This is a genomic window from Streptomyces sp. NPDC001002, from assembly GCF_053599215.1.
On the sequence record NZ_JBSFLV010000155.1, the window covers coordinates 1 to 21,207 of the forward strand.

A 21,207-nucleotide genomic window follows, 5' to 3' on the forward strand; every position below is an offset into this window, starting at 1 on the left:
GCGGCGTTGTCGTCGGTCGCCGACGCTCCGCGTCGGCTCCCTCCTCCGCCTTGCAGCTGCACGCACCAGACCCCGCTCGGCTCGGCCAAGAAGCACCGCACCTCACAGCCGACCTGATCCGCCGGACAGACCCTGGCCCGGCGGCCCCTCCTCTCCCCTCCTGATGCGGCCCCGGTCCGTCACTACCGGGGCAGCACCACGACATACGCGGCGGGATCGCGGTCGCCCGCGGCCATCAGGGCCGTGCGGACGACCGCCGCCTGCTGCTCCATCGCGTCGCGCAGCTTCTTGGGCGTGACGTAGACGACCGTGATGCCGAGCCGCTCCAGGTGCTCGCGCTTGCGGGCGTACTCCGACCACAGCGCGTCCTCGTCCTGGCGCGGGGCGCGGGTGTCCAGCTCGACCGCCACCGCCTGCTCCGGCCAGTACGCGTCGAGGCCGCCGAGGTGCGGGCCGCCCGGGAGGCGCAGGTCCACGTTCCAGACCGGGTCGGGCAGGCCGTACTCGGTCACCATCCGGTAGAGGCGGTCCTCCGCGATCGCGCGGCCCTCGGCCAGCAGCGAGTCCACCGCGTCCACCACGTGCGGCCGGCTCAGCAGCTTCGCCGCGTTCAACTCCCGTACCACCGCCGCCGGTTCGCAGTGGCCGCCGCGTACCGCCTCGGTCAGCAGCCGGCGTACCGCCTCTGCGTCCGCGAGCTCGGACACCGCGTCGGCCAGCGCGCGGGCCACCGGCGCGACCGGAACTCCCAGCCTCGGCTCGGCCGTCGGCATCGCGGCGGTGCGCACGATCCGGGCGCAGCCCGTGGAGCGCAGCCGGCGCAGCCGGGGCACCAGGACGTCGATGCGGTCCAGGGACGGCAGCGGCGGCGCGGCGGCGAAGCCGTGCAGGGCCAGCGCCGCGAGCCCCGTGACCATCACCTCCGCGTACACCGGGCGGTGCGGCTCCTGCGGGCTCGACTGGGCCGGCACCCCGGGGGCCGACTCGCGGGCCGCGTACAGCAGCACCGCGTGCAGCCGCTCCTCGCCGGTCGAGGGGCCCGGGTGCAGCAGCACGACCCCCGGCAGGAGCTGCTGCCAGGGGCCGTCGGGCCGGCACTGCTCGTTCGTCTCCGCGGCGGACACACCGTGCGAGCGGAGCTGGGCCGCCGTCATGACCCGGCGGTGGACCTCGGCGAGGTGGTGGAGCGGGCGGGGGGAGAGCGGGGTGTTGTGGTTCATGACTGGGGGTTTCCCGCGTCGGAACCGCGTTTTAACCGCTGTTACACGCCCGTCGACAAATACGGACAAGGCGGCACTAAAGGACGGGTGTTCGGATGCCGATAGGGCGCCGAAAACCCCTGGTCCGAATGGGGCGGACCAGGGGTTACGGGTGTGATTGACCGGATTCCGTAACGGTCACCGGCCGCTAATAGTTGGCCAGAACCTGAGCTCGCAGCGCCCGCGCCAGGTCGTCCCGGGCCTCAAGGACCAGCCGCCGCAGCGCCGGCGCAGCCTCCTCGTGCGCGGCCAGCCACGCGTCCGTCGCGTCCAGCGTCGACTGCGAGTCCTCGGCCGTCGGGTACGCCGGGAACAGCCCCCGCACCACGTCCATCCCGATCTGGATCGACCGCTGCTCCCACACCCGCTCGATCGCCGCGAAGTACTTCTCCACGTACGGCGCCGTCAACTCCCGCTGCGAGGGCTGCTGGAAGCCCGCGATCGTGGCCTCCACCAGCGCGTTGGACAGCGCGTCCGACTCGACCACCTGGGCCCACGCCTGCGCCTTGACGGCCGCCGAGGGCCGGGCGGCGAGACAGCGCACCTGGTGCCGCTTGCCGGACGCCGTGTCGTCCCGGGCCAGTTCGGCCGCCAGCACCGGCTCGTCCACCGCCCCGTGCGAGGTCAGCGGTTCGAGGAACACCCAGCGCAGCTCCTGGTCGACGGCCAGCCCCTCGATCGTCTCCGTACCGTCCAACAGGGCGCGCAGCAAAGCCAGTTCCTCCGGCGCCGACGCCACCGAGGCGAAGAACCGCGCCCAGGCCAGCTGCTGCTCACTGCCCGGCTCGGCCCCGCGCAGATCCCGCTCCGCGATGTGCGCCAGGAGCTGCACGCCGGTCTCCCGCCACCACGGCGGCGAGTAGTTCACCAGCGCCGAGTTCGCCCACGCGTGCAGCATCTGCAGGACACCGATGTCGGTCTCCCGGCGCCCGAACCGCATCACCAGGTCGATGAAGTCGGGCGCGGGCAGCAGCGCGTCCCGGGTCATGTTCCACAGCGCCGACCAGCACAGGGCGCGGGCCATCGGGTCGGTGAGCGCGCCCAGGTGCTCGCGCAGGGTGTCCAGCGAGGTCGCGTCGAAGCGGGTCTTGCAGTACGTGAGGTCGTCGTCGTTGACCAGCACCAGCTCCGGGGCGTCCGCACCGGCCAGTTCCACCACGACCGTGCGCGGCCCGTCGACGTCCACCTCGGCCCGCTCGTACCGCACGAGCCGCTCGTCCTCCATCCGGTACAGGCCCACGACCACCCGGTGCGGGCGCAGCTCCGGGTAGGACTCGGCGGCCTCCTGGAGCACGGTCAGCTCGGCGACCCGGCCGCCCTCCACGTCCAGTACCACCTGCGGGGTGAGGGAGTTGACCCCGGCCGTCTGCAGCCACGCCCGCGACCAGGACGCCATGTCCCGCCCGCTGGTCTCCTCCAGCACCGACAGCAGATCGGCGAGGCGCGTGTTGCCGTACGCGTTCCGCTTGAAGTAGCGGCGCGCGCCCTCCAGGAACGCGTCCTGGCCGACGTACGCGACGAGTTGCTTGAGCACCGAGGCGCCCTTGGCGTACGTGATGCCGTCGAAGTTGAGCTTGGCGTCCTGGAGGTCGCGGATGTCGGCGGTGATCGGGTGGGTGGAGGGGAGCTGGTCGGCGCGGTAGGCCCAGGCCTTGCGGCGGTTGGCGAAGGTGATCCAGCCGTCGGTGAAGCGGGTCGCGCCGACCAGGGCGAACGCGCCCATGAAGTCGGCGAAGGACTCCTTGAGCCACAGGTCGTCCCACCACTCCATGGTGACCAGGTCGCCGAACCACATGTGCGCCATCTCGTGCAGGATGACGTTGGCCCGGCCCTCGTAGGACGCCCGTGTCACCTTGCCGCGGAAGATGTACTCCTCGCGGAAGGTGACCAGGCCCGGGTTCTCCATCGCGCCGAGGTTGTACTCGGGCACGAACGCCTGGTCGTACTTCCCGAAGGGGTACGGGTAGTCGAAGTGCTCGTGGAAGAAGTCCAGGCCCTGCTTGGTGACCAGGAAGACGTCGTCCGCGTCGAAGTAGGGCGCCAGGCCCTTGCGGCACAGCGCGCCGAGCGGGATCTCCAGCTTCGTACCGTCGTCGAGGACGCGCTCGTAGGAGTCGGTCACGTAGTGGTACGGGCCCGCCGTCACGCACGTGATGTACGTCGAGATCGGCTTCGTCTCCGCGAACCGCCACACGCCGTCGGTCAGCGTGCCGGCGCCGTTGGACCACACCGTCCAGCCCTCGGGCGCGCGCACCTCGAAGCGGTAGGGGGCCTTGAGGTCGGGCTGCTCGAAGTTGGCGAACACCCGGCGGGCGTCGGCCGGTTCGTACTGGGTGTACAGGTAGACCTCGCCGTCCTCGGGGTCGACGAAGCGGTGCATGCCCTCGCCGGTGCGGGAGTAGGCGCAGCGGGCGTCGACGATCAGCTCGTTGTCGGCGGCCAGGTCCTCCAGCTGGATCCGTACGCCGTCGAAGACCGCGCCCGGGTCGAGGTCCCTGCCGTTGAGGGACAGGGCCGTCACGCTCGGCGCGATCAGGTCGGCGAAACTGGTGGCGCCCGGCTCGTTGCAGCGGAAGCGGATCGTGGTCACCGAGCGGAAGGTGCGCGGTTCGGCGTCCGCGTCGCCGACGGCGGAGCGCAGGTCGAGCGACACCTCGTATCCGTCGACGGACAGCAGGGCGGCCCGCTCGCGGGCCTCGTCACGGGACAGATTCTCACCGGGCACGGACGGCACTCCTTCGCGGCACGACGGACAGGGCGGGGGTACGGCGGAACAGGACCGATCCTGCCATGTGCCCCTGACGGGGGGCACCCGGGAATGAGGTCGGCCGCCCCCGGTGTTGCTCGGAGAAAGAGCCGTTTTCTTGAGGAGAGCAATGTCCGAGACCGCGACCACCTCCACCAAGACCCCCGTCGACTTCTGGTTCGACCCGCTGTGCCCCTGGGCCTGGATGACCTCCCGGTGGGTGCTGGAAGTGGAGAAGGTCCGGGACATCGAGGTCCACTGGCACATCATGAGCCTGGCGGTGCTCAACGAGCCCAAGCTGGACGAGCTGCCCGAGGAGTACCGCGAGCTGCTGTCCACCAAGGCCTGGGCCCCGATCCGCGTGGTCACCGCGGCCTGGCAGAAGCACGGCGCGGACATCCTCGGCCCGCTCTACACCGCGCTCGGCACCCGCATCCACAACCAGGGCGAGGGCCCCACCCGTGAGGCCATCGCCGGCGCGCTCGCGGACGTCGGCCTGCCCGCCGAGCTGATCGACTACGCCGACCAGGAGGACTTCGAGTTCGACGCCGAGCTGCGTGCCTCGCACAAGGAGGGCATCGACAAGGTCGGCCAGGACGTCGGCACCCCGGTCATCGCCGTGCCCGGCCCCGACGGCGAGCAGATCGCCTTCTTCGGCCCGGTCGTCACCCCCGCCCCAAAGGGCGAGCAGGCCGCCCGCCTGTGGGACGGCACGGTCGCGGTCGCCTCGGTCCCCGGCTTCTACGAGATCAAGCGCAGCCGCACGGCGGGCCCGGACTTCAGCAACCTGTAAGCACCGCACGGCTCACTCGGAGGCGGCGGCCTTCTCCTCACGGAACTTCTCGGGGAGATCGCCGCCGCCTCCCGCGTTGTACGCCGGCTGGTACCGCACACAGCCCTTGACGGCGCAGCGCCACAGATCATCCACGTAGTGCCGGGCCCCCTTCTCCTCACGGACGGCGGCCTTCTCGGCGCCGTTCATCATCTGGAAGTCCTGCCACCCAAGACAGTTCCGGCACCACCGTCGAAGCACAGTCACGAACGCCTCCTCGCCACGCACGGCCAGGCCGGTAGTACACCGCGGTTTGCCTCCGCCCGCTCCCGAAATGACCGGCTCCGGTAAGGGGGGATTCGGCGAAGCGGTCCGCGCGGGGTTTCGCGCGGGTGGACCGGCCGCGTCTCGACGGCGGCCGTCCCGCGCCGCACTTTCGGGACACGCGCCCACTGCCGGGTGCGTGTCGCGCGGTGCGGGCCGGTCGGCCCGGCGCTCGCCGCGTACGCGGCCCTGAACTCACCGGCCCTCGGATCCGTCGGCCGGAACCTGCCCGCTCCGACGACCTCACCGGCTCCGGTCGCGCGCCGCCGCCAAGCGCTTGAGGTGGTCCTCGAAGCCGCCGGAGTAGTACGCCGCCCGGTCAGGGTCTGGCTCGACGATGCGGTTCGGGCGGGTCCACGCGGCTGTCGCCAGAGGGATGCCGTGGCGGGTGGCCGCTGCCATGACCGCGCCGCGGGCGCCCACCTCGCCCTCGGCCACGCGGAGCGGCCGGCCCAGGACGTCGGCCAGGAGTTGCATCCACGCGGGGCTGCGGGTGCCGCCGCCGCAGACGGCGAGGGTGCCGGTCAGACCGGCCGCGGTCAGACAGTGCCGGGCCGCGTAGCCGATGCCCTCGCAGGTGGCGCGGATCAGGTCGCCCTTGGTCGACTCCAGGCTGACGCCGGTGAGTTCGGCGCGCAGACGCGGTTCGACGAAGGGGGCGCGTTCGCCGGACGGGGCGAAGTACGGCAGCACCCGCACGCCGTGCGCCCCCGGCGGGGTCCCGGCGAGCAGCGCGTCGACCTCCTCGTGCCGGACGCCCGTCGTCGACAGCACCCAGTCCAGGGCCGCCGTGCCGACCATCGCCGGCATCGCGCGCAGCCGGTGCCCGGGCCGGTCGGTCGAGATGTACAGGCCGGCCGGCTCACCGGTCAGGTCGAGGTCGGTGGTGGCGACCAGGGCGGCCAGACAGGTACCGACGATGAGCAGACCGTCGCCGGGCGAGGTGACACCGGCGCCTAGTGCGCAGGCCGGCAGGTCGTACGGGCCGTTCGACACCCGCGCCCCGGCCGGCAGGCCCTCGCCGCGTGCCTCGGCGGTCGTGATCGGGTCGCCGACGGGCGCGAGCAGGCCGCGCCGGTGCCCCAGGCCGAGCAGCTCGACGACCGACTCGTCGTACGTCCGGGTTCGCGGGTCGAGGAACGGCATCGACGCGTCGGAGACATCCGTGCCGGCCGGCGCGCCGGTCAGCCGCCGGAAGACCATGTCCTTGCAGTACAGGGCGGTGGCGGCCGCGTCGAGCGACTTCGGCTCGTGCCGGTCCAGCCAGGCCAGCAACGGGCCCGGGCAGCCCGGGAACATGGCGCTCCCGGTGCGGCGGAACACCGCCTCGAAGGTGCCGTCCGCCATCCAGCCGTCGAGCAGTTCATGGGCCCGGCCGTCCATCCAGGAGAGGGCGGGCCGCACCGGCAGCCCCTGCCCGTCGACCAGCCAGACCCCGTCGCCCTGCCCGGTCAGCCCCGCCAGCTCGACCGGCCCGGGCACCCGTAGCGTCAGCCGGCCCAGCACGCCGACGACCGCCTTGTACACCTCGTACATGTCCTGCTCGACCCGGCCCTCGTGCAGTGCGAGGCCCACGGGGCTGGTCTCGACGGCCAGTTCACGACCGGCGTGGTCGAAGGCGGCGGCTTTCACGGCGGACGTGCCCACATCGATGCCGATGTACATGCGGGGTCCTCCTCGGAGGCGGACATGGGTGTCGGGGGCGGGGTCGGGGGTTCACGTCAGGGGGCGACGGCGATTCACGTCGTAAGTCGGCGTCCGCTCAGGTCAGTCGGTGCGCCAGTGTTCGCTCACGTCAGTTGGTGTGCCAACGGCTCCCCCCGCGCCCATCGCCCCACCTCCGCCGCCGCGATCCGCGCCGCCTTCTCCGCCACCGCGCGCGCGGCCCCGCCCAGATGCGGGGTCATCACCACCCGGTCGCCGAGCCCGAACAGCCGTGACCCGGCGGGCACCGGCTCCCGCTCGTACGTGTCGAGTCCCGCCGCCGACAACCGCCCGCTCTCCAGCGCCTCGCAGAGCGCGTCCTCGTCGAGCAGCGGGCCGCGGGCCGCGTTCACGACCACCGAGCCCTCGGGCAGCAGGGCGAGTTCGCGGGAGCCGATCAGGCCGCGGGTCTCGGGGGTGAGCCGGGCGTGCAGGGTGATCACCCGGGAGCGGCGCAGGAGTTCGTCGAGCGAGGAGACCCGCAGCCCGTGGATCTCGCCGCGGACATAGGGGTCGTAGACCATCACCTGCGCCCCGAACGCGCACAGCACCCGCGCCACCCGGCTGCCGACGGCGCCGTAGCCGACCAGCCCGACGGGGAGGTCCTCCAGCTCCAGACCGCTGTGTTCGTACGTGTAGTAGGCCGAGCCCTGCCAACTGCCCTGTCCGGCGAGGAGGTTGTGCGCCTGCGGGATCCGGCGCAGGGTCGCGAGCAGCAGCCCGACGGCGAACTCGGCGGTGGCGGCGGCGTTCCGGCCGGGCGCGTAGGAGACGCGGACGTCGTGGATCTTCGCCGCGTCGAGGTTGACGTTGACCGGGCCGCCGCGGCACACGACGACCAGACGCAGCCGCGGGGCGGACTCCAGGACGCGTTCGGTGACCGGAGCCATCTGCGTGACCAGCACCTCGCGGTCGTCGGCGAGCGCCTCGATCAGCCCGTCCTCGCCGCCGCTCGCCTCCTCCACCTCGGCGACGGGCCCGAACGCTTCGAGGGGCCACGGCAGGGTCAACTCCCGTACCGACAGCTCCCGTTCGCGCACCTCGTCGGCCAGTGCGCGGGCGATCAGCCCGGGTACGACGAAGTGGTCACCGGCGGCCAGGACCCGGACGGGGTCGTTCGTCACGAGGGGGTCGTTCATGGCGGTGGCTCTCCCGTCGGGCAGACCTCGTAGCGGACCTTGTGCTCGTCCAGGTCCCGCAGGGCCTCGGCCGGCGCGCCGTCGTCGACCAGGAGCAGGTCGAAGCGGGAGAGCGGGGCGACCCGGTGCAGGGCGGTCCGGGCGAGCTTGCTGTGGTCGATCAACAGCACATTGCGCGCGGCCGAGTCGAGCATCGCCCGCTTCACCGACACGATGTGCTGCTCCTGGTGGTACGCGTACCCCCCGTGCACGGCCGACGTCGACACGAAGCACACGTCCACCCGCAGGGACTGGACCGCCTCGACGCAGGAGACGCCGAGGAAGGAGGAGTGCAGCGGGTCGTAGTCGCCGCCCAGCGCCATCAGATGGATACCGCGCTGGTCGGCGAGGAGGGTGATGGCCTCAAGGAAGTTGGTGACGACGGTCAGCGGGGTGATCTCGCCGAGCCGGAGTCTGCGGGCCAGTTCGAGCGCGGTCGTGGAGTCGTCCAGCATGATCGCCATGCCGGGCTCCAGCTGCTTCATCGCGCGGTCGGCGAGCGCGGCCTTCTCGGCGAGCATGGTCTTCAGGCGGTACTGCACGTTCGACTCGAAGACCCCGGACGGCTGCGCGGTCACCCCGCCCCTGAACTTCCGTACGATCCCCTGCCGTTCGAGCTCGTCGAGGTCACGGTGGATCGTCATCAGGCTCACGCCGAAGCGCTCGGCGAGGTCGGCGGCGGTCGCGGAGCCCTCGGCCAGGACGAGTTCGGCCAGCGCCGAGCGGCGGACCGCGGGGCCCTGCTGCGCACTGCCGCTCATCGCCCCTCCGATTCCTGGTCGTCCGTCGTGGTCATCGGGCGTCGTGATCCGTCGGCATCCCGTCGGCATCCGTCGTACTGGGACCGCCAACCGAGCGTGTAACGGCGAATGTCGGCCGTCAATCCCTCGCGCGAGCGAAAAACTCGGGTCAATATCGATGATGGGTGTGAAGTTCTCAGAGTCGGTCGTGACGCGTGGGAGGTCCGGATGGCGGCGGATGAGGGCGAGGCATGGCTGGGCGTCGACCTGGGCACGCAGAGCGTCCGCGTACTGCTGGTCACGGCCGACGGGACGGTCCTCGGCCGGGGCTCGGCACCGCTCGCCGGACGCCGGGAGGGGGTGCGCCACGAGCAGGATCCGGACGACTGGTGGCAGGCGCTGCGCACCGCGTCCCGGGCCGCGCTCGCCGACCGGTTGCACCTGCGCGTCGGCGGCCTCGCGGTGTGCGGCACCTCGGGCACGGTCCTCCTGACGGACGGCACCGGCCGCCCGGTGACCCCCGCCCTCATGTACGACGACGGGCGCGCCTCCGCCCAGGCCGCGCGGGCGCGGCGGGCGGGCCTGGCGGTGCAGGACACCTGGGCGCTGCCGAAGGTGCTGTGGCTGGCGGGGGAGTACGAGGGCGCGGGCGGCGCGGGCCCGGTCCGCGGGCGGGGCGGGGGCGGCGCGGGTCCGCTCCGGGGCCGGAGCGGGCGAACCGGGCAGGCCTCCGGGCCGATCTCCCACCCCGGGTCCACCTCCCGCCCGCACCCCCACCTCCGCCTGGTCCACCCGCCCCGCCCGCCCCGGCTCCGGCTCGCCCACCAGCCCGACCTGATCGTCGCCCGGCTCATCGGCGAGCCGCCGCCCGCCGACTCCAGCCACGCCCTCAAGTCCGGCTACGACCCCGAGATCGACGCCTGGCCGCACACCGCGCTGGCCGAACTGGGCCTGCCCGACGAGTTGTTCCCCGAGGTCGTACGTCCCGGCACCCGGCTCGGCGAGGTCACCCGGGCCGCCGCCGAGGCGACCGGCATCCCCGCCGGCACGCCCGTGATCGCCGGGATGACCGACGGCTGCGCGGCGCAGATCGCGGCGGGCGCGCTGCGGCCCGGCTCCTGGAACTCGGTGCTCGGCACCACGCTGGTCCTCAAGGGCGCCTCCGTCACGCCGGTCCGGGACGAGACCGGCGTGGTCTACAACCACCGTGCGCCGGACGGCACTTGGCTGCCGGGCGGGGCGTCGAGCGTGGGCGCGGGCGTGCTGACCGCGGCCTTCTCGGGCGCCGACCCGGCCGCGATGGACGCACGGGCGGCGGCCTACGAGCCGTCCGGCGCGGTGACGTACCCGCTGGTGTCACCCGGCGAACGGTTCCCGTTCCTGGCACCGGCCGCCTCCGCGATCGTGCTGGGCGAGCCCGCCGACGGGGCCGACCTGTGGGCGTCCCTGCTGCAAGGTGTGGCGTTCGCGGAACGGCTCTGCCTGGACTACCTCGACCGGCTCGGCGCCCCGCTGGACGGCCCCCTCACCTTCACCGGGGGCGCCGCCCACAGCACGTACTGGAACCAGCTGCGCGTCGACGTCCTGGGCCGCCCCGCCCGCGTACCCCACCAGACCGAACCCGCCCTGGGCATGGCCGCGTTGGCCGCCCACGGCACCGGCCGCGGCCCGCTGCCCGAGGTCGCCGAGCGCATGGTCCGCATCCACGCGGTCCTCGAACCCGACCCCGCCCGCACGGCCCTGTTCGCCGAGCCGTACGCCCGCCTGGTCGACGAACTGACCGCGCGGGGCTGGCTCCCGGCGCCGGTCGCGGCCCACGCCCACGCCCGGCTCACCGGCACGACGGCGGACTGACGTCGCGCCGCGTACGCGTACGCACCCCGACCCTGGATACTCCGAAGCCATGAGCACCACCCTTCTGCTGGCCAGGCACGGGCAGACCGTCTGGCACGACGAGAACCGCTACGCCGGTGTCAGTGACGTCCCGTTGACCCCCACCGGGGTGGCGCAGGCCGAGGCGCTCGGGCGGTGGATCGCCGCCCGTCCGGTCGACGCGGTGTGGACCTCCCCGCTGTCCCGGGCCGTGGCCACCGCCGAACCCGCCTGCCGTGCCCTCGGGTTGGTCCCGTCCCTCGACCCCGACCTGCGGGAGTGCGACTTCGGGGTGGTGGAGGGGCGCACGCTCGCGGAGTTCGCGGCCGCCTACCCGACCCGGGCCGAGGCCTTCCGCGTCGACCCGGCCGCCAACCCCTTCCCCGGCGCCGAGGACCCACGGGCCGCCGCGGCCCGCGGAGCGGCTGCCCTGCGCCGGATCGCCGCCGCGCACTACGGCGAGCGGGTCCTGGTGGTCGCCCACAACACCCTGTTCCGCCTGGTCCTGTGCACCCTGCTGTCCATCCCGGCCAGGGAGTACCGCCGGGTCTTCCCGAGCCTGCGCAATGCGGCGATCACCGAACTCCGGGTGGGCATCACGGGATCGACGGCGCTGCTCTCCCTGAACGTGCCCTGCGACCCGGACCGGCCATGAGGCGTCCGCACACAGGAAGCCCCTGGGAGTCACGTCCTCCCAGGGGCTTCCGTCATTCCGCCTGCCAGGTGAAGGGCGAGAAGACGATCACGAGGCAGGACGCTCAAGTGCCCTCAGGGGGCGAGCAGCAGCACGTCCGCGCGGGACCTGGCGGCCTCGTAACGCCGGGCCACGTCCTGCCAGTTGACGACGGCCCACATGGCGTCGATGAAGTCGACCTTCTGGTTGCGGTACTGCAGATAGAAGGCGTGCTCCCAGGCGTCGAAGACGAGGATCGGGGTCGCGCCCTGTCCGACGTTGCCCTGGTGGTCGTAGACCTGCTCGACGACCAGCCGTCCGCTGAGCGGCTCGTAGGCGAGGACACCCCAGCCCGAACCCTGCGTGGTCGCGGCCGCCTTGGTCAGCTGCGCCTTGAAGCCGGCGTACGACCCGAAGGACTCGGCGATCGCGTCGGCCAGGTCCCCCACACCGTCGGCCGCCAGCGGCTCGCCGCCCCCGTCACCGGTCATGTTGTGCCAGTAGATCGAGTGCAGGATGTGCCCGGAGAGATGGAAGGCCAGGTTCTTCTCCAGCCCGTTGATCGCCCCCCACGACTCCTTGTCCCGCGCCTCCGCGAGCTGCTCCAGCGTGTCGTTGGCACCCTTCACATAGGCCGCGTGGTGCTTGTCGTGGTGCAGCTCGACGATCTCGGGGCTGATCACGGGGGCGAGCGCGGAGTAGTCGTACGGCAGCTCGGGAAGCGTGTAGACGGGCATGGGTGGGTTCCCCTCCGAACCTCTTATTGCACAAGACTTGCAACTACACGCTAGCAGCAAGAGTGCTCGGCGGGACGTCGGGGCGCGCGGCGCTGCCGGACGTACCCCACCCCCGCCAGCACCGCCGTCATCACACCCGTCGAGTACAGCTGCACCCGGGTGCCCGGCTCGCGGGCCATCAGGACGAGGATCGCCGCCATGCCGGCCAGCGCGACCCAGGTCAGCGCCGGGAACGCCCACATGCGGACGGTCAGTCGGCCGGGGGCCTCGCGGTCGAGGCGGGTGCGCAGGCGGAGTTGGGAGACGGCGATGAGGGTCCAGACGACGAGGATGACCGCGCCGATCATGTCGAGGAGCCAGGAGAAGACGTCGTCCGGGCGCCAGTAACTGAGCAGCACGCAGGCGAAACCGAAGGCGGAGGAGGTGAGTACGGCGGTCCGCGGGACGCCCGCCGAGACCCGGCCCAGCGCCTTCGGGCCGTGGCCCCGGGCCACCAGCGAGTAGGCGATGCGCGAGGAGCCGTAGACGTTGGCGTTCATCGCGGAGAGCAGGGCCGCCAGGATGACGACGTTCATGACCTGCCCGGCGCCGGGGATGCCCAGGTGCTGGAGGGCGGCGACGTACGGGCCGTCCTCGACGACCGACCCGGAGTCCCAGGGGACGAGGGTGACGATGACCGCCATCGAGCCGATGTAGAAGAGCGCGATGCGCCACATCGCCGTACGGACCGCGCTCGCCACACCCCGTACCGGGTCCGGGGACTCGGCCGCCGCGATGGTGACCGTCTCCAGACCGCCGTACGCGAAGAGCGAGGCGAGGATGCCGACGATCAGGCCCTCGCCGCCGTGCGGGAGGAAGTCGGTGAGGTTCGTGGCGCCGGGGGAGTCCGTGCCGGGGAGTGCGCCGGCGATGGCCAGCACCCCGAGTGCGAGGAAGAGGGTGATCGCGGCGACCTTCAGGGTCGCGAACCAGAACTCGAACTCGCCGAAGTTCTTCACCGCGGCCAGGTTCGTGGCGCAGAAGACCGTCATGAACAGCGCGACCCAGGCCCACTCCGGTGTCCCCGGCAGCCAGCCCGTGACGATCTTCGAGGCGCCGATGGCCTCCAGGCCCACCGCCGTGCAGAGCAGCACCCAGTACGACCAGCCCGCGGTGAAGCCCGCCCAGGGCCCGATCGCCCGCTCGGCGTGCGCCGAGAACGATCCCGACGACGGGTACGCCGCCGACATCTCCCCGAGCATCCGCATCACCAGCATCACGAGCAGGCCGGAGAGCGTGTACGCGACGACGATCGACGGCCCGGCGGCGGCGATCCCGGCGCCCGAGCCGACGAACAGTCCCGCGCCGATCACCCCACCGAGGGCGATCATCGACAGGTGGCGCTGCTTGAGGCCGGGCGAGAGGGGTGCCGCGTCGGCGGGCCGGTCAGGCGGCGTCCGCTGGGTGGTGCTGATAGGTGTGGGTGGAGATGTGGGCATGGGCGCGATTCGTCCAAGGCGTGAGACGGCAAAAACGCCCACAGTCTGGGCGGCCTCCCCATCCGGAAGGGAGGCCGCCCATTATGCGGACGCGTGCGCCACGGGGGGTTACGGGCCGATTACGCGGCCAGAGGGGTCGCTACGGGGGTGTAGTGCGACGCGTCCCCCTCGATCGCGTAGCTCTCCTTGCCCTCGATGCCGACGGGTACGTCACCGGCGACGGTCACGCGGTTCAGGCGGCGCGGCAGGCCGTCGTAGTTGTCGACGGCGTAGTGCTGGGTGATGCGGTTGTCGAAGAGGACGAGCTGGTTGGGGGACCAGCGGTGGCGCAGGATGTTCTCCGGGCGGGTGACGTACGACTGGAGCAGGTCGAGGATCTTGCGGGACTCGCCGACCGACAGACCCACGATCCGCTGCGCGAACCCGCCGATGAACAGGCCGCGTTCACCGGTCAGCGGGTGGACGCGGACCACCGGGTGGGCGGTACGGAACTTGATGGACGTGAACTGGGCGCGCTGGGCGGCCTTGTCGGCGTCGATGTCCTCGGTCGGCACCGCGTAGTCGTAGTCGTTGGTGTGCTCGGCCCACAGGGTGTCGGCCAACTGGCGCAGCGGCTGCGGAAGTTGGCGGTAGGCGGCGGCCGAGCTGGTGATCAGGGTCTCGCCGCCGTAGGGCGGGAGCGTGATGCTGCGCAGGGTGCTGGCCTGCGGCGGGTTGAGGACGAAGGTGACGTCCGTGTGCCAGTGGTTGGCGCGGCCCTGCTCGCTGTCGACGGGCAGCACGTTCGGGGCGCCGGCAACGGAGGGCACGGTCGGGTGGGCGGTGGTGAGGTCGCCGAAGTGCCGGGCGAAGGCTTCCTGGCCGGCGTCATCAAGATGCACGTCGTCGAAGACCAGCGCCTTGTGGGTGTTGAGGGCCTCGCGGAGGGCGGCGACCGTGTCCTGCGCCAGCGGCTGGGAGATGTCGACGCCGGATACGCGGGCGCCGATGTGGGCGGTGACCTTCTGGATCTGGATGTCGAGTGTCATGACCTGGGCCTTTCAGACGAGAGCGGGTGTCTGGACGTACTGGTTGGCGGGACGGGGGAGCCCGTAGCGCTCCCGGAGGGTCTGTCGGGGCCCGTACTCACTGCGCAGCAATCCACGGGCGCGCAGGATCGGGACGACGTGGTCGACGAAGGCGTCCAGCCCCGAAGGCAGCACCGCCGGCATGATGTTGAAGCCGTCGGCCGCGCCCTGCGTGAACCACGTCTCGATCGCGTCGGCGACCTGCTCGGGCGTGCCGGCGAAGGTGAGGTGCCCGCGCCCACCGCCGAGCCGCCCGATCAACTCCCGCACGGTGAGCCGATCGCGCCGAGCCAGCTCCACTACGAGGGTGTAGCGACTCTTGGCCCCCTCGACGGAGTCCTCGGAAGGCAGGTCGGCAGGCAACAGCGCATCCAACTCAAGCGCCCCGGCGGGCAGTTGAAGCAACCGCTCCAGCCGGTCCACGCCGTGCTCGTACACGATGTGGTCTTCGAGGAGCCGCTCGTTGGCCCGAGCCTCGGCCTCCGTGGAGCCGAGCACCGGCACGATCCCGGGCAGCACCTTGATGTGGTCGGGATCCCGACCGGCCGCCGCGGTACGGGACTTGAGGTCGGCGTAGAAGGCCCGCGCGTCCTCGATGGTCTGCTGAGCGGTGAACACGGCCTCGGCGTACCGCGCGGCGAAGGCTTTCCCGTCCTCGGAGGACCCGGCCTGCACGAGCAGCGGATACCCCTGGGGCGTACGCGGCACGTTGAGAGCGCCCTCGACGCTGAAGTAGGTCCCCCGATGCAGAGGCGGATGGATCTTCTGGTCATCCCCCCACACCCCGGCGGCCTTGTCCGCGAGGATCGTGTCGTCCTCCCAGCTGTCCCAGAGCTTGAGCGCCACATCGAGGAACTCGGCGGCCCGCGCGTACCGTTCCGCGTGTGCGGGCTCGGCATCCAGCCCGAAGTTCCGAGCGGCCTCGGCCCCGGCCGTGGTGACGATGTTCCACCCCGCCCTGCCACCACTGATGATGTCCAGCGAGGCGAACTTCCGGGCCAGGTTGTAGGGCGAGTTGTAGGACGTCGACGCGGTGGCGATCAGCCCGATGTGCTCGGTCGCGGTGGCGAGCGCGGTGAGCAGAGTGAGCGGCTCCAACGCCCCGGCCGGCCGCTGCGCGAGGTTGTTCCACAACTGCGGCCCGTCGGCGAGGAACAGCGAGTCGAAGGTCCCGCGCTCGGCGACCCGAGCGAGGTTCACGTAGTGATCGAGCCGGACATGCGCGAAGGGGTCACTCTCGGGCAACCGCCAAGAGGCTTCGTGGTGACCGGTGTTCATGAGGAAGGCGTTGAGGTGGAGGTGCCTGGTCATGGGCGATGGGTGTCCTTACGGGGACTGGTTTTGGGGACTCTTGGACGCCGGTCCGGGCCTTTGTCTTTCAGCCCGTCCGGCGTTTGAGGACGAGGCCGTTCAGTCCGAAGCGGGGGTCTGGGGGCGCAGCCCCCAGCGGGGCCGAAGGGGCAGCGCCCCTGGGGATGGGACGGGTAGGGGCGGCGGGGGCGAGGAAATCCGGTGTCACCCCACGTCCTCGGTCACACCGAGCGCCGCCAACAACCGCTCCCGGTACTCACCGAGCAGAGGATCGCGGTAGGAGCGGGGATGGGGCCGCTCGATGGCCAGGTCAAGCCCCACCCGCCCCGCATCAAGCACCAACACCCGGTCCGCAAGGACAATCGCCTCATCCACGTCATGCGTGACCAGCAGAACCGAGGGACGATGCCGCTCCCACAACTCCCGCAGCAACGCATGCATCTTGATCCGAGTCAGCGCATCCAACGCCCCGAACGGCTCATCCGCGAGCAACAGCTCCGGCTCCCGCACCAACGACCGCGCAAGAGCCGCCCGCTGCTGCTCACCCCCCGACAACTCACCCGGCCAAGCCCGCTCACGCCCGGCAAGCCCCACCTCCGCGAGAGCGGCCCGCCCCTTCTCCTCCCCACCGGCCCCCAGCCCCAGCAGCACGTTGTCCAGCACCCGCCGCCACGGCAGCAGCCGAGAGTCCTGGAAAACGACCGACACCCGCTCCGGCGCGGCGAGCTGCCCGCTCCCGGCGACCTCGTGGTCGAGCCCCGCGACAGCCCGCAGCAGCGTGGACTTGCCGGACCCGCTGTGCCCGAGCAGGGCCACGAACTGCCCGGCGGGAATGTCGAGATCGAGCCCGTCGAGGACCGTACGCCCCTCGAACGACCGCGTCAGGCCGCGCAGTCGGACCGCGGCGGGACGGGTCAGTTGCTCAGTGTGCGGCGCCACGACAGCACCCTCCGTTCGATGAGACGGACCGCGCTGTCGGAGATCAGGCCGAAGACCCCGTAGATGAGCAGGCCGACGAGGATCACGTCGGACTGGCCGTAGTTGGTGGCCTGGAACATCATGTAGCCGAGCCCGCTGGTGGCGTTGATCTGCTCCAGGACCACCAGGCCCAGCCAGGAGCCGGTGACACCGAGCCGGAGTCCCACGAAGAATCCGGGCAGCGCGCCGGGGATCACGATCTGCCGGACGAACTGGAGCCTCGACAGGCCCTGGACCTCGGCGAGTTCGACGTACCGGCTGTCGATGCCGGAGAGCGCGGCGTGCGTGTTCAGGTAGATCGGGATGTAGACGACGATCGCGATGATGGCGACCTTGAAGGTCTCGCCGATGCCCAGCCAGAGGATGAACAGCGGGATGAGCCCCAGCGTCGGGATCGCCCGGTTGAGCTGCACGGTCCCGTCGATCAACGCCTCCCCGACCCGGCTGAGCCCCGACACGAGGGCCAGCACCACACCCGCGGTCAGCCCGATCGCGAAGCCGTACGCGGCCCGCTCCAGCGAGGTCAGCACATCGGTCGGCAGCGTGCCGGCGGTCCACAGCCGCCCGGCGGTCCGCGCCACCGTCCAGGGTGCCGGGATCGCCCCGGGGTCCAACTGCCCGGCGGCGGAGGCGATCGCCCACAGGCCGATGAACAGGGCGGGCCCGATCAGCCGGGCGGCCGGCAGCCGTCGGCCGGGGGAGAGACGGCGGCGCCTGCGCACCCGGTGGACGGTGTCGTCCCCGACGGCCACGGCGCCCGCGCTCACGGTGGTGGTGCTCACGGCGCTCACTTGCGGTACTCCGCCGGTACGGCCCGCGCGGCGATGGCCTCGAAGCGGCGGTCGAAGAGCGAGCCGACCTTGAAGCTCTTCACGAAGCCGCCCTCGGCCAGCAGATCGGCGGTCTCCTGCTCCCACTTCACCGCCTCGTCCCAACTCGGCGGGAACAACGGCTTGTTGGCGAGCTTGGTGATGCCCTCGGCCTGGGCGAGGGTCAGGTTCTGCGTCTTGACGTAGAACTCCTCGTTCCAGATGTCGGGGTTCTCGTACTGCCACACCTGGCCCTGCGCCCACTGCGGGATGTACGCGGCGACCGCCGCCGCCTTCGCGGAGTCGGCCAGCACGGAGGCCGGCGCCCACAGCAGGTTGAGCAGGTCGACGACGTCCGTGTCGATGGTCCGGGCGCCCTTGGACCCGTACTGCTGGAGGTAGGCGGGCGCCTGGCTGTTGCCGAGCGGGGCGATGTCCACCTGGCCCGACTGCAGGGCGGTGAGGAACTGGTTGCTGGTCAGCGGGACCAGCTTCACCTCGTCGTACTTCAGCCCCGCCTCCTTCAACGCCCGCAGCAGCACGACCCCTTGGGCCTGGCCCTGCGAGAAGGCGAGCTTGCGGCCCTTGAAGTCGGCGACGGTGCGGATGTCGCTGCCGGGCTTGGTGGCGAAGAGATAGTTCGGTTTCCGGGTGACGTTGATCGCCACGATCTTCGCGTCGAAGCCCTGATAGTGCGCCTGGATCGGCGGAATACCGGCGTTGTTCGCCAGGTCGAGGGACTTGGCGCGAAATGCGTTGATGACATCGGGACCAGCCCCGATGTTCAGCCAACTCGACACCGTGAAGGGCAATTTCGGCAGCTTCGCCAGCTTGAACTGGATTTGCTGGGTGTTCAGATACGAGGAGATCTTCAGGCTGGTGCCGGCCGGGACCTTCTCGGCGAGCGGCGCGGAGAGGTCGGCCGCCGACTTCGCGGAGGCCGTGGTACCGCCCGCGCAGCCGGTCAGTCCGACGGCCGCGACACCGAGCGCGGAGGCGAGGAAGAGACGCCGGTCGACACCGGAAAAAGTGGGAGAAGGCATGGGAGGGCCCCTTGAGTACGGAGGTGGGAAAGCAGGCGGAATTCCGGGCGCAGAGGGCCCGAGGAAAGGGAATTCACGCAGGAAGAGATACGCGCTCCGGGCGCGTCACCGCGTCAGCAACAAAGGGTGCGACAGGTCATGAGAAGAATGCTCCTGGTCACCGGCGTGCCCTGTCAACATTCGGAGTTTCTGAATTAAGTAGCCTCAGGTGAGGCACTCAGCGGATCCCGGTACAGCACGTCGAGCACCACCGAACCGCCCGCCACCGCGAGCACCGAGTCCGGGAAACTCGTCGGCACGACGGACCCGGCCCGCTCGTCGCCGACCCCTTCGCGCAGCGCGGCCAGGCAGTCCTCCCGGTGCATGACGCCGATCTCGGTCACCACCACGGTCTCCGGGTTGAGCACGTCGAGCAGCAGCCGCACGGCCCGTCCGACAGCACCGGCCCGCTCCACGAGGAGCCGGACCGCCCGTTCGTCGCCGGCCGTCGCCGCGGCGAGCACATGCATCGGGTTCACCCCGTCGACGACACCGGCCCGCCGGGCCCGCAGGCACAGCGTCCGTTCGCTCAACTCGGCCTGCAGGCAGCCCGATCGGCCGCACTCGCAGGGCTCCGTGCCGCCCGGCACCGGCAGATGCGCGATGACGCCGGACTGCGAGCGCGGCCCGTGGTGCACCTCGTCGCCCGCGGCGAACGCCGAGTCGACGACGTTGCCGACGAACAGGTGCAGCACGCTCCGGCTGCCCCGTGCCCGCCCGAACAGCCGCTCCCCGTTGACCAACGCCCGTGCGTGGCCGTCGACATGGACCGGCAGCCCGGTGCGCGCGCCGAGCACCTCCCGCACCGGGACGTCCCGCCAGCCCAGCAGCCCGTGCTCGACGACGGTCCCCGAATCGCGGTCCACCCAGCCGCCGACGGCCACCCCGACACCCAGCGGCCGGCTGCCGCGCGCCTCGGCGAGCAGCGCGTCCAGCCCCTCGGCGGCGCGTGCGAGGACCCACCCCGGGTCGGTGCGCTCGTGCTTCAACTCCCGCCGGGCGACGACCTGTCCACGCAGATCCAGCAGCGCGACCGTGGTGTACGGCACGGCCACATGCACCCCGCCGACCACGAACCGCGAGTCGTCCAGGTCGACCGGCACATGCGGTCGCCCCACGCCGCCCGAGCGCCGGGGCGCCGACGCCTCGCGGATCAGGCCGAGTTCGGTGAACCGGGCGCAGTAGTCCGTCACCGACGCGGGCGACAGACCCGTGAGCCGGGCGATGGTGCTGCGAGCCACGGGCCCGTGCTCCAGCACGGACCGCAGCACGTAACTCGCGCTCGTCCGCCGCCGATCGGGATCGGCGGCGCGCTGCACGGACGTGGAGAGGGGAGGGGCAGGAACGGAGGTGAGCGTGGATGCCATGGCGTTTTCATCCTCGGGAACGGGTCCGACAGTGCGCCGTCACTCGGTTCGAGGCGCGTCCGGATCCGCTCCGCCCGCCCCGCTAGGTCCGGCGACAGCCGCTCGCGCCGACGCGTCGCAGGTCGACATGGCGACGCGACGAGAAGTTCCGGGCCTGGGCATCCATGGGGGAAGGGTAGGCCAGAGAAGGTGAATCCGACCAGACCACTAGGATTCGTTTGGCGGGACCCGACAGCCGGGCTCACGGCCCGGGCGTGAGCGAAACGCCCCAACCTCAGTGACGGGTATCACGCCGAACCCGGTGTAGCGGACACTCTTTGTCCGAAACCCACGAACACCCGGCCCGCCCCTTTGTCGGGCGCTGACGGTGATCGGCGCGCGCACCCCGGGTTAGCGTCACTCTGTCCCCGACTGCCCCGAACCGCGGAGTCCCCATGAGCACCGCCACAGCCGCCCCCGTCGCCACCGGCAAGGTCATCGCCGACCTGCTCCCGGCCTCCCGCGTCCGCGACCTCGCGCTGGTGCTCGGCGGCGCCGCGCTCACCGGCCTCGCGGCCCAGATCGCGGTCCCCGTGCCCGGCTCCCCGGTGCCGGTGACCGGCCAGACCTTCGCCGCCCTGCTCGTCGGCACCAGCATCGGCGCCCGCCGCGGGGTCGCCGCGCTCGCCGTGTACGCGCTGGCCGGCCTGGCGGGCATGCCGTGGTTCGCCTCCGGCACGTCCGGTCTCTCAGTCTCCTTCGGCTACATCCTCGGCATGATCCTCGCGTCGGCCGCCGTCGGCGCCCTGGCCCGCCGCGGCGCCGACCGCTCGGTGCTGCGCATGGCGGGCACGATGCTCCTCGGCGAGGCGATCATCTACGCCGTCGGCGTGCCCTACCTCGCCGTCGCCGCCGGCATGTCGGCGTCCGCCGCGATCGCGGCCGGCCTCACGCCGTTCCTGCTCGGCGACGCGCTGAAGGCGGCCCTGGCGATGGGCGTGCTGCCGACGGCCTGGAAGTTCGCGAACAAGGGCTGATTTCCCTGCTGTTGCGCAAGAGGCTCGCCGGGTCGTCCCTCGCGCACCACCGCGTGCCCGCCGGGGTCGCTGGTGTGGACACGGGCCGACTCGG

At 71.7% G+C, this 21,207-nt stretch carries 18 protein-coding genes; 4 read left to right on the plus strand and 14 right to left on the minus strand.

The annotated features are described in order from the left end of the window. Positions 1-182: 182 nt before the first annotated feature. Both ACWDR3_RS40075 and pepN read right to left on the minus strand, forming a co-directional pair. Positions 183-1,220 carry a hypothetical protein gene (locus ACWDR3_RS40075; protein WP_450357532.1) on the minus strand — a complete coding sequence of 346 codons (1,038 nt, stop codon included), beginning with the start codon at positions 1,218-1,220 and terminating at the stop codon, positions 183-185. 187 nt (positions 1,221-1,407) lie between these two features. Then, entirely contained in the window at positions 1,408-3,984 is a 2,577-nt protein-coding gene (gene pepN / locus ACWDR3_RS40080) for an aminopeptidase N (protein WP_450357533.1), read from the minus strand. 151 nt (positions 3,985-4,135) lie between these two features. On the opposite strand from pepN, the gene ACWDR3_RS40085 reads away from it, so the two are divergent. Further along, positions 4,136-4,798: a mycothiol-dependent nitroreductase Rv2466c family protein gene (locus tag ACWDR3_RS40085; RefSeq protein WP_450357534.1), complete on the plus strand. Its 663-nt coding sequence runs from the start codon at positions 4,136-4,138 to the stop codon at positions 4,796-4,798. 12 nt (positions 4,799-4,810) lie between these two features. Here the strand turns inward: ACWDR3_RS40085 and ACWDR3_RS40090 are convergent, their stop codons facing one another. From ACWDR3_RS40090 to ACWDR3_RS40105, 4 genes are all read right to left on the minus strand, one after another. Then, complete coding sequence (locus tag ACWDR3_RS40090; protein ID WP_450357535.1) at positions 4,811-5,044, minus strand: hypothetical protein; 234 nt, start codon at positions 5,042-5,044, stop codon at positions 4,811-4,813. 300 nt (positions 5,045-5,344) lie between these two features. Continuing rightward, positions 5,345-6,766 (minus strand): FGGY family carbohydrate kinase, encoded by a 1,422-nt coding sequence (locus tag ACWDR3_RS40095; protein ID WP_450357536.1) that lies wholly within the window; start codon positions 6,764-6,766, stop codon positions 5,345-5,347. A 125-nt stretch (positions 6,767-6,891) separates the two neighbouring features. Further along, entirely contained in the window at positions 6,892-7,944 is a 1,053-nt protein-coding gene (locus ACWDR3_RS40100; RefSeq protein ID WP_450357537.1) for a 2-hydroxyacid dehydrogenase, read from the minus strand. Then, the gene (locus ACWDR3_RS40105; protein WP_450357538.1) at positions 7,941-8,744 is read right to left on the minus strand and encodes a DeoR/GlpR family DNA-binding transcription regulator; all 804 of its coding nucleotides are present in this window, start codon (positions 8,742-8,744) and stop codon (positions 7,941-7,943) included. The genes ACWDR3_RS40100 and ACWDR3_RS40105 overlap by 4 nt, the downstream gene beginning before the upstream one ends. A gap of 207 nt (positions 8,745-8,951) precedes the next feature. Between ACWDR3_RS40105 and ACWDR3_RS40110 the strand changes: the two genes are divergently transcribed. Continuing rightward, entirely contained in the window at positions 8,952-10,577 is a 1,626-nt protein-coding gene (locus ACWDR3_RS40110) for an FGGY-family carbohydrate kinase (RefSeq protein ID WP_450357539.1), read from the plus strand. A 49-nt stretch (positions 10,578-10,626) separates the two neighbouring features. Further along, a complete protein-coding gene (locus ACWDR3_RS40115; protein ID WP_450357540.1) occupies positions 10,627-11,250 on the plus strand; it encodes a histidine phosphatase family protein in 624 nt (207 codons plus the stop codon). A gap of 113 nt (positions 11,251-11,363) precedes the next feature. Here the strand turns inward: ACWDR3_RS40115 and ACWDR3_RS40120 are convergent, their stop codons facing one another. From ACWDR3_RS40120 to ACWDR3_RS40155, 8 genes are all read right to left on the minus strand, one after another. After that, positions 11,364-12,005, minus strand: a complete 642-nt coding sequence (locus ACWDR3_RS40120) for a superoxide dismutase (protein ID WP_450357541.1) — start codon at positions 12,003-12,005, stop codon at positions 11,364-11,366. Between the two features lie 50 nt (positions 12,006-12,055). Beyond that, positions 12,056-13,483, minus strand: a complete 1,428-nt coding sequence (locus tag ACWDR3_RS40125) for an amino acid permease (protein WP_450357542.1) — start codon at positions 13,481-13,483, stop codon at positions 12,056-12,058. Positions 13,484-13,602: 119 nt separating this feature from the next. After that, a complete protein-coding gene (locus ACWDR3_RS40130) occupies positions 13,603-14,511 on the minus strand; it encodes a TauD/TfdA dioxygenase family protein (RefSeq protein WP_450357543.1) in 909 nt (302 codons plus the stop codon). Between the two features lie 12 nt (positions 14,512-14,523). Beyond that, positions 14,524-15,861, minus strand: a complete 1,338-nt coding sequence (locus tag ACWDR3_RS40135) for an LLM class flavin-dependent oxidoreductase (protein ID WP_450357544.1) — start codon at positions 15,859-15,861, stop codon at positions 14,524-14,526. 204 nt (positions 15,862-16,065) lie between these two features. Then, positions 16,066-16,800, minus strand: a complete 735-nt coding sequence (locus ACWDR3_RS40140) for an ABC transporter ATP-binding protein (RefSeq protein ID WP_450357545.1) — start codon at positions 16,798-16,800, stop codon at positions 16,066-16,068. Beyond that, positions 16,776-17,621, minus strand: a complete 846-nt coding sequence (locus ACWDR3_RS40145) for an ABC transporter permease (RefSeq protein ID WP_450357546.1) — start codon at positions 17,619-17,621, stop codon at positions 16,776-16,778. The genes ACWDR3_RS40140 and ACWDR3_RS40145 overlap by 25 nt, the downstream gene beginning before the upstream one ends. A 5-nt stretch (positions 17,622-17,626) precedes the next feature. Continuing rightward, positions 17,627-18,691, minus strand: a complete 1,065-nt coding sequence (locus ACWDR3_RS40150; protein ID WP_450357547.1) for an ABC transporter substrate-binding protein — start codon at positions 18,689-18,691, stop codon at positions 17,627-17,629. 194 nt (positions 18,692-18,885) lie between these two features. Next, positions 18,886-20,097: an ROK family protein gene (locus ACWDR3_RS40155; protein WP_450357548.1), complete on the minus strand. Its 1,212-nt coding sequence runs from the start codon at positions 20,095-20,097 to the stop codon at positions 18,886-18,888. 434 nt (positions 20,098-20,531) lie between these two features. Between ACWDR3_RS40155 and ACWDR3_RS40160 the strand changes: the two genes are divergently transcribed. Next, on the plus strand, positions 20,532-21,113 hold the full coding sequence (locus ACWDR3_RS40160) for a biotin transporter BioY (protein ID WP_450357549.1): 582 nt from the start codon (positions 20,532-20,534) through the stop codon (positions 21,111-21,113). Positions 21,114-21,207: the final 94 nt, after the last annotated feature.